This window comes from Pseudomonas agronomica, from assembly GCF_025917275.1.
Taxonomy (GTDB): Bacteria; Pseudomonadota; Gammaproteobacteria; order Pseudomonadales; family Pseudomonadaceae; genus Aquipseudomonas; species Aquipseudomonas agronomica.
Genome location: NZ_JAOSHO010000208.1, coordinates 1 through 8575 on the forward strand (window position 1 = coordinate 1; position 8575 = coordinate 8575).

Here is an 8575-nt window from a genome sequence, read left to right on the forward strand (position 1 = left end):
GTTGGGCAAGGGCGGCGACTCGATCCGCGTGTTCGCCGGGATGGTCGGCACGCCGTGGGTCCTGGAAATCGGCCCGCTGTACCAGATGAATCCTTACCCGCCTGAATGGTTGGTGCTGATCGCAGCGTTGGGCTTGAGCCTGATTGGCTTGATCGTCTATCTGCTGGTGCGCCAATTGGAGCGACGTCTGCGTGGCCTGGAGTCGGCCGCGACGCAGATCGCCCAGGGCAGCCTGGAAACCCGCGTGCCGGCGCGCGGGGCCGACTCGGTGGGGCGGCTGGCTGCGGCGTTCAATGGCATGGCCGAGCATCTGCAGCAATTGCTGGCGATCCAGCGGGAGCTGGTGCGCGCGGTGTCTCATGAATTGCGCACGCCAGTGGCGCGCCTGCGTTTCGGCCTGGAAATGCTCGGCAGCGCCAGCACGCCCCAGGCCCGTGACAAATACCTGGCTGGCATGGACCACGACATCGAAGACCTCGACCGGCTGGTGGATGAAATGCTGACGTATGCGCGTCTGGAGCAGGGCTCACCGGCGTTGAATTTCCAGCGATTGGACCTGGACGCGTTGGTCAATCAGGTCATAGAAGAGTTGGGACCTTTGCGCGCCGGGATCACGGTGGAGCGTGGCCTGTGCCTGTCCGCCGCCGATTGCGACGACGCCTGGGTCGAGGCCGAGCCGCGTTTCCTGCATCGCGCCCTGCAGAACTTGGTGGGCAATGCGATGCGCCATGCCAAATCCCGGGTCACCGTGAGTTACCAGGTGGGTCAACTGCGCTGCCGGGTCGACGTCGAGGATGACGGGCCGGGCGTGCCGGAGGTAGCGTGGGAACGGGTATTCAAGCCGTTCCTACGGCTGGACGACAGCCGCGCGCGGGCGTCAGGGGGCCATGGGTTGGGGCTGTCGATCGTGCGGCGGATCATCCACTGGCATGACGGCCGCGCTCTGATCAACAGAAGCAAGAGCCTGGGTGGGGCGTGTTTCAGCCTGAGTTGGCCGAGGCATCAGGATCGGTCCTGACATTGTGGTGCTTGGGCTATCGCCATCGCGAGCAAGCTCGCTCCCACATTTGGAATGTGATCACCTGTGGGAGCGAGCCTGCTCGCGAAGAGGCCTAGACAGGCACTAGAGAACTCAGGCCTCGATCCCCACCAGGCTCAACAATTGCCCATCCTTCACCCCGAACTGCGCCTGCAATTCACTGCCATGACGCCACTCGGGCGACAGGTCGGTCAGCAGCCGCAGGTGCACTTGCCCGCCGTGGGACCACTCCAGCACCTCAGCATGTTCGAAATAGAAACGCTGCCCGACGATCGGATACAGCGCCTTGAACAGGCTTTCCTTGACGGAAAAGGTCAGGGTCACCAGCAGTGCCCGGTCATCCCGCGAAAGGGACGCCATTCGCAACAGTTCGGCGGGGGTGAGGATTTCCCCCGCCAGGCGCTCGGCGCGCTCCGGGTCGAGCAGGTTTTCCAGGTCCATGCCCAGGCCTTGCCAACGCTGTTTCTGCGCGACGATGGCCGCTGCCCGGCCGGTGCTGTGGGTGATCGAACCGCTGATATGGGCTGGCCAGACGGGGGCGCGGTCTTCGCCGATGGGAGGAATACAGGCGATCCCATCAAGCCGATGCAAGGCCGCCCGGGCGCAGATCCGCCCGGCGAGGAATTCCGCCTGGCGCTTGGCCACCGAGCGCTGGATGCTGTCCGGCTTTTCGATGGCGCTGTTGGGGAAATCAGCCGCGACGAGCAGCAGCGGATCAAAGCGAGTGCTGAGCAGCACCGTATCGGGCAAGGCGTCGGGCAGCAGCCAATGTTCATCCAGAGGCGAGCAGCAGGCGGGCAGGGCGGGGAGTGGGTTCATGCCGGGCATTTTGCCGGGTTGGCTTGAGGCTGGGTAGTGGGAGAGGCTTGAGCGGGATCGCTTTTGTGGCGAGGGAGCTTGCTCCCGCTGGGACGGTCCGACGCTTCGGGCGAAGCGGCCCCAAGATTGTCGGCGACCGCTGCGCAGTCGAGCGGGAGCAAGCTCCCTCGCCACAGAATCAGAAAATCTTCTTGAAGAACTGCTGCATGTCCGCCCACGACTTCTGATCGGCTTCCTTGTTGTAGCCAATGTCCGGCCCGCCATGTTCGCCGTGGCTCAAGCGGTCGGCGTCGGGGTTGCTGAAGCCGTGCTTGGCGCCTTCGAGGCTGACGAATTCATAGTCGGCGCCGGCCTTGTCCATCTCGCTCTTGAACGCGGTGACGTTGTCCTCGGTGACCATGCTATCCAGCGCGCCGTGCTCCACGAGGATCTTGGCCTTGACGCTGCCAGGGGTGGCCGGGGTGTTGGTGACCAGGGCCCCGTGGAAACTCACCACGCCCGCCAGCGGCACGCCTTGGCGCGCTGCGTCCAGCACCACCTTGCCACCGAAGCAGTAGCCAATGGCGGCGAGTTTGTCCGGATCGGTCTGGGGTTGTTTCTTCAAGAGGTCAAGCCCGGCCTGGAAGCGTGCGCTGGCCGCCTGGCTGTCCTTGAGTGCTGCCTGCATGAACGCCATCGCGTCCTTGGGGTGCTCGGTGTTCTTGCCGTCGCCGTACATGTCGATGGCCAGGGCGCTGTAGCCAAGACCGGCGAGGTCACGGGCGCGGCGCTTGGAGTAATCGTTCAGTCCCCACCATTCATGCACCACCACCACGCCCGGGCGCGGGCCCTTGACCGCGTCGTCGTAGGCGTAATAGCCGATCAGCTTCGTGCCGTCGGCACTGGTGTAGGGAATCTCCTGGGTCTGGATGGCGGCGTGGCTGGCGCCGCTCAAGGCCAGAAGTACAACTGCAAGCAACCTGCGCATGATCGATCTCCTTAAAAAGTGGTGCACACAGACTAGCCGATTCATTCAGCCCAGGTTCAGAGAACGTTCAAGGGGTGTTCAGGGAGCGATGGCTATCGTGGCTGCGACTTCACACAACTATTGCTTCAAAAGGAACCTGATCATGACTGCTATGAAAAAGCTGCTGCTGGCATTCACTGTACTGGGCGCCAGCGCCATGGCCCACGCCGATGACAACTTCGCCAGCCTGACCCTCGGCCAGACCAGCGACAAGGTCAAGAAATCCAATGCCCTGGACCAGAACCTGAACAATCCGAACGCCGACGGCGCGATTGCCAAGGACACCACTTACGGCCTGCGCCTGGGCCGGCAGAACGAGCAAGGTCGCTACTACGCCACCTACGACAACGTATCGGGCAGCCACAACGGCATCAAGCTGCGCCAGGAAAACCTGTTGGGCAGCTACGATCTGTTCTATCCGGTCACCGGCAGCACCAAATTGTTCGGCGGTGGCACGGCGGGCCTGACCAAATTGACCCAGGACTCGCCAGGCTTCAGCCGCGACACCGACATCGGCTACGCGGTGGGCTTGCAAGGCGGCGTCCTGCAACAGATTTCACAAAACACCTCGGTGGAACTGGGGTACCGTTACCTGCGCAGCAATGCCAGCACCGAGATGAGTCCGCACGATGGCGCCAAGGTCGGCTCGCTGGACCTGACCAGCAGCGCCCAGACCTACCTGTCTGCAAACTACATTTTTTAAGCCGTCGAGGTGGGCACGTGCAGCCGGATCGGCCCAAGACGATCCGGCGCCTTTCTGTTTGAAATCGGCTGTTGAATGACTCGGGAGAGGTTCATGAAATTACTGGTCGTCGAAGATGAAGCGCTGTTGCGTCATCACCTGCAAACCCGGCTCACTGACAGCGGCCATGTGGTGCAGGCCGTGGCCAATGCCGAAGAGGCCCTGTATCAGGTCCGCGAGTTCAATCATGACCTGGCGGTGATCGACCTCGGCTTGCCAGGCATCAGCGGCCTGGAGTTGATTCGCCGGCTGCGTTCACAGGACAAGACCTTCCCGATCCTGATCCTCACCGCCCGCGGCAACTGGCAGGACAAGGTCGAAGGCCTTGCCGCCGGGGCGGACGATTATGTGGTCAAGCCGTTCCAGTTCGAAGAGCTGGAGGCCCGGCTCAATGCCTTGCTGCGACGTTCCAGTGGCTTCACCCAGTCGACCATCGTCGCCGGGCCATTGCTGCTGGACCTCAACCGCAAGCAGGCGTCCCTTGGCGAAGAGCCGCTCGCATTGACCGCCTACGAATACCGCATCCTTGAATACCTGATGCGCCATCATCAGCAAGTGGTCGCCAAGGACCGCTTGATGGAGCAGCTGTACCCGGATGACGACGAGCGCGATCCCAATGTCATCGAGGTATTGGTGGGCCGCTTGCGCCGCAAACTGGAAGCCCCGGCTGGCTTCAAGCCGATCGACACCGTGCGGGGCCTGGGTTATCTGTTCAACGAGCGCTGCCAGTGATTCGTTCGCTACGGCTGCGCTTGATGCTGGCCGCCATGACCCTGGCGGCGCTGTTCATGCTGGCATTGCTGCCGGCGATGCAGGGTGCGTTCAGCCTGGCTTTGCAGGAGTCCATCGAACAACGCCTGGCTTCGGATGTGACGACACTGATTTCCGCCGCCCGGGTGGAAAATGGTCGATTGAAGATGCCGACGCAACTGCCGGATGAGCGCTTCAACCTCGCCGACGCACGCCTGTTGGGCTACATCTATGATCGCGACGGCAACCTGGTCTGGCGCTCGAAGGCGACCCAGGAAGAACACATCAACTACGCGCCGCGCTATGACGGCCAGGGCAACCAGTTCGCGCGTATTCGCGAGGACAACGGCCAGGAATTCTTTGTCTATGACGTCGAGGTCAAGCTGCTCGGCGGCCAGAGCGCGGCGTTCAGTATCGTCACCTTGCAGCCGGTGCGTGATTACGAAGTGACTCTGCAAGGCCTGCGGGACAATCTTTATCTTGGTTTTGGTGCGGCCTTGGTCGTGCTGCTGGCCCTGTTGTGGATCGGCCTGACCTGGGGGCTGCGTGCCTTGCGGCGCCTGAGCCAGGAACTGGATGAAATCGAAGCAGGCACCCGCGAAAGCCTCAGTACCGCACATCCCCGGGAGTTGCTACGCCTGACGGGCTCGCTTAACCGCCTGCTGCACAGCGAGCGTGAACAGCGCAGCCGTTACCGCGATTCCCTTGATGACCTGGCCCATAGCTTGAAAACCCCGCTGGCCGTGTTGCAGGGCGTCAGCGAAGACATGGCCCGGCGCCCGCAGGACCGTGGGCAGGCTTGGGTGCTGCAAACCCAGATCGAACGCATGAGCCAGCAGATCGGCTACCAGTTGCAACGGGCCAGCCTGCGCAAAAGCGGACTGGTGCGCCACCAGGTGCGCCTGCGACCGGTCCTGCAGAGCCTGTGCGACACCCTCGACAAGGTCTACCGCGACAAGCGTGTCCGGGTCCATTTCGATCTGCCGGAGCATTGCCAGGTGCCGATCGAACAGGGCGCGCTGCTGGAGATGCTTGGCAATTTGCTGGAAAACGCCTATCGGCTGTGCCTGGGGGAAGTGCGGGTCAGCGTGCACCAGACCCTCGGCGGTACGGAGTTGAGCGTCGAAGACGACGGCCCGGGCGTACCGCCGGACCAGCGTGCACGAATTCTCCAGCGGGGTGAAAGGCTGGATCGCCAGCATCCGGGGCAGGGGATTGGGCTGGCGGTGGTCAAGGACATCATCGAGAGCTATGGCGCGCGCTTGACCCTCGGGGATTCGGAACTGGGCGGCGCGGCGTTCCGGATTCTGTTTCCGGTGGTTTGACTGGCGTTTCAGTGTGTCGCGGACCCCTGTGGCGAGGGAGCTTGCTCCCGCTCGGTTGCGTAGCGACCGCAAAATCTTGGGGCCGCTTCGCGGCCCAGCGGGAGCAAGCTCCCTCGCCACCGGAATCGGTACATGCAGCAAAGATGCTGGATGTCCCCCTCAGTTTTCCAACTCCCGATACGCCCCCGGCGTTACCCCCGTCCACTTCTTGAACGCCCGGTGAAACGCCGACGGTTCCGAGAACCCGAGCTGCTCGGCAATCTGCTGCAACGACAGGTCCGCCCGCCCCAAATGGTAGATGGCGATATCCCGCCGCAGCTGATCCTTGAGTTCCTGGAAGCTGGTGCCTTCCTCGCGAAGGTGCCGACGCAGCGTCTGGGAACTGATGTGCAGGTGCGCGGCGACGGTGTCCAGGTCGGGCCAGCGTGCCGAGTCGCGACTGAGCAGGCGACGTAGCTGGCTGCTCAGGCTGTGGCCATCGTCCGGGCGCGACAGCAGGTCGGCGGGTGAGCGTTCGAGAAAGTGCTTGAGCGTCCGCTCGTCCTGGAGCAGCGGCATGTCCAGGTAGCGCCCGTGAAACAACAGGCTGGTCCGTCGAGCCTGGAATACCAGCGGGCAGGGGAACAGCAGGTCGTATTCCGCGCCGTGGGGAGGCTTGGCATAGCTGAACGTCGCCTGCTCCAGGCCGATCCGCTGGCCGATCAGCCAACTGGCGAGGCGATGCCAGGTGACCAGCAGGCTTTCCGTCAGGAAATGATCGGGATCGCGCAGCGACGACTCATCCAGGCTCAACCGGACCCGTTCTCCTTCGGTGTCCAGTATCAGGCTCGGTGCATCGGGAAACAGGCTGTAAAAGAGCAGGCCACGTTGCAGGGCTTTGCCCAGGGTCCGACAGTGGATCAACGTGTGACACATCATGGCAAACGTCCCGGGTTTACTCTCGCCCCGGCCAAATCCGAGGAATTCATCCCCCAGATCCGTCCATAGCGCCTGCAGCAGCCGGGTGAATTGCTCCGGGGCGATGCGCGCTCGCGGTTCGTCGAGCAGCTCCGGGCTGATGCCCAATTGTTGCAGCAGGGGCAGATAGTCAAACCCGTGCCGGCGCGCGCCGCCCAGGGCTGCGCGGGCGAAGTGGCTGGCGATGGTGCGTTGGCGCATGGCTCAAATCCGTCCGTTAAGCGGGCGATGGTAGCAGGGCGTCCGGGCTGGACAAGGCGGATATCCGCCAAATCCAGGAGTGAGGAACGGCGTCTTGGCGGAAATCCGCCATCCTTCGCCGTCTGTTTAATCGGCGACAAATAAACAAAAGCGTTCTGCAACGGGGGTTGTAGGGCATTTCCTCAAGATGGCACGGGCCTTGCGATGTCCTGTGCAGGTCTGCCGCGTGCAGCCGACACAACAAATCCCTCCAGTGCAGGAGGGTTCGCAATTGAGGTGTCGTGGACAACAGGTGGATGTTGCCCCACGGGACTCTTGAGGAAGGTTTGCCATGACGACTCGTCAGCCACTGTACAAATCCCTGTATTTCCAGGTGATCGTAGCCATTGCCATCGGTATTTTGCTCGGCCACTTCTACCCGCAGACCGGCGTTGCCCTCAAGCCGTTCGGTGACGGGTTCATCAAACTGATCAAGATGGTCATCGCCCCGATCATCTTCTGCACCGTCGTCAGCGGCATCGCTGGCATGCAGAACATGAAATCGGTCGGCAAGACCGGCGGCTACGCGCTGTTGTACTTCGAAGTCGTTTCCACCATTGCCCTGCTGATCGGCCTGGTCGTGGTCAACGTCGTGCAACCGGGCAACGGCATGCACATCGACGTAGCGACCCTGGACACCAAGCAGATCGCCGGTTTCATTGCGGCAGGTAAAGACCAGAGCATCGTTGCCTTCCTCCTCAACGTGATCCCCGGCACCATCGTTGGTGCTTTCGCCAACGGCGACATCCTGCAAGTGCTGATGTTCTCGGTGATCTTCGGTTTCGCCCTGCATCGCCTGGGTGCCTACGGCAAGCCGGTGCTGGACTTCATCGATCGTTTCGCCCACGTGATGTTCATCATCATCAACATGATCATGAAGTTGGCGCCGCTCGGTGCGTTCGGTGCCATGGCCTTCACCATCGGCGCCTACGGTGTCGGCTCGCTGGTGCAACTGGGCCAGCTGATGATCTGCTTCTACATCACTTGCGTGGTGTTCGTGCTGGTGGTGCTGGGCGCCATCTGCCGCGCCCACGGCTTCAGTGTCGTCAAACTGATCCGCTACATCCGTGAAGAACTGCTGATCGTGCTGGGCACTTCCTCTTCGGAATCGGCCCTGCCGCGCATGCTGATCAAGATGGAGCGCCTGGGTGCCAAGAAGTCCGTGGTTGGCCTGGTGATCCCGACTGGCTACTCGTTCAACCTCGACGGTACCTCGATCTACCTGACCATGGCTGCGGTGTTCATCGCCCAGGCCACCGATACTCCGATGGACCTGACTCACCAGATCACCTTGCTGGCGGTGCTGTTGCTGTCCTCCAAAGGTGCGGCTGGCGTGACCGGTAGCGGCTTCATCGTGCTGGCGGCCACCCTGTCGGCCGTGGGCACCCTGCCAGTGGCCGGCCTGGCGCTGATCCTGGGCATCGACCGCTTCATGTCCGAAGCCCGCGCCCTGACCAACCTGGTGGGCAACGCCGTTGCCACGATCGTGGTCGCCAAGTGGGTCAAGGAGCTGGACGAAGACCAGCTGCAGACCGAACTGGCTTCCGGTGGTCGCGGTATCTCCGATGTCCGTGAAGAAGACGACGTGGTTGCAGCGGCTGATACCGCAGTGTCCGTGAAGTAATCTTCAGCCTGTGACGAAAAACCCGCTTCGGCGGGTTTTTTGTTGGACAGGAATCTGTAGGAGCTGGCGAAGC

8 protein-coding genes are annotated in these 8575 nt (G+C 62.4%); 5 read left to right on the forward strand and 3 right to left on the reverse strand.

Features of this window, described 5'->3' with window-relative positions:
* A partial coding sequence (locus tag OC610_RS15715; protein ID WP_264428894.1) for an ATP-binding protein occupies positions 1-1018 on the forward strand: 1018 nt, incomplete at its 5' end.
* Between the two features lie 114 nt (positions 1019-1132).
* Here the strand turns inward: OC610_RS15715 and OC610_RS15720 are convergent.
* Complete coding sequence (locus OC610_RS15720) at positions 1133-1858, reverse strand: 4'-phosphopantetheinyl transferase family protein (protein WP_264428895.1); 726 nt, start codon at positions 1856-1858, stop codon at positions 1133-1135.
* 178 nt (positions 1859-2036) lie between these two features.
* Complete coding sequence (locus OC610_RS15725; protein ID WP_264428896.1) at positions 2037-2825, reverse strand: dienelactone hydrolase family protein; 789 nt, start codon at positions 2823-2825, stop codon at positions 2037-2039.
* Positions 2826-2967: 142 nt separating this feature from the next.
* Here OC610_RS15725 and OC610_RS15730 point away from each other — a divergent pair, with 142 nt between their 5' ends.
* From OC610_RS15730 to OC610_RS15740, 3 genes are all read left to right on the forward strand, one after another.
* The gene (locus tag OC610_RS15730; protein WP_264428898.1) at positions 2968-3567 is read left to right on the forward strand and encodes a hypothetical protein; all 600 of its coding nucleotides are present in this window, start codon (positions 2968-2970) and stop codon (positions 3565-3567) included.
* A gap of 93 nt (positions 3568-3660) precedes the next feature.
* The gene (locus OC610_RS15735; protein WP_013694070.1) at positions 3661-4338 is read left to right on the forward strand and encodes a response regulator; all 678 of its coding nucleotides are present in this window, start codon (positions 3661-3663) and stop codon (positions 4336-4338) included.
* Positions 4335-5681, forward strand: coding sequence for an ATP-binding protein (locus OC610_RS15740; RefSeq protein ID WP_264428899.1), 1347 nt, complete (start codon positions 4335-4337; stop codon positions 5679-5681). Before OC610_RS15735 ends, OC610_RS15740 begins: the two co-directional genes overlap by 4 nt.
* 159 nt (positions 5682-5840) lie before the next feature.
* On the opposite strand, the gene OC610_RS15745 is transcribed toward OC610_RS15740, so the two are convergent.
* Positions 5841-6839: an AraC family transcriptional regulator gene (locus tag OC610_RS15745; protein WP_264428900.1), complete on the reverse strand. Its 999-nt coding sequence runs from the start codon at positions 6837-6839 to the stop codon at positions 5841-5843.
* 331 nt (positions 6840-7170) lie between these two features.
* On the opposite strand from OC610_RS15745, the gene OC610_RS15750 reads away from it, so the two are divergent.
* Positions 7171-8502: a dicarboxylate/amino acid:cation symporter gene (locus OC610_RS15750; protein WP_264428901.1), complete on the forward strand. Its 1332-nt coding sequence runs from the start codon at positions 7171-7173 to the stop codon at positions 8500-8502.
* Positions 8503-8575 lie beyond the last annotated feature (73 nt).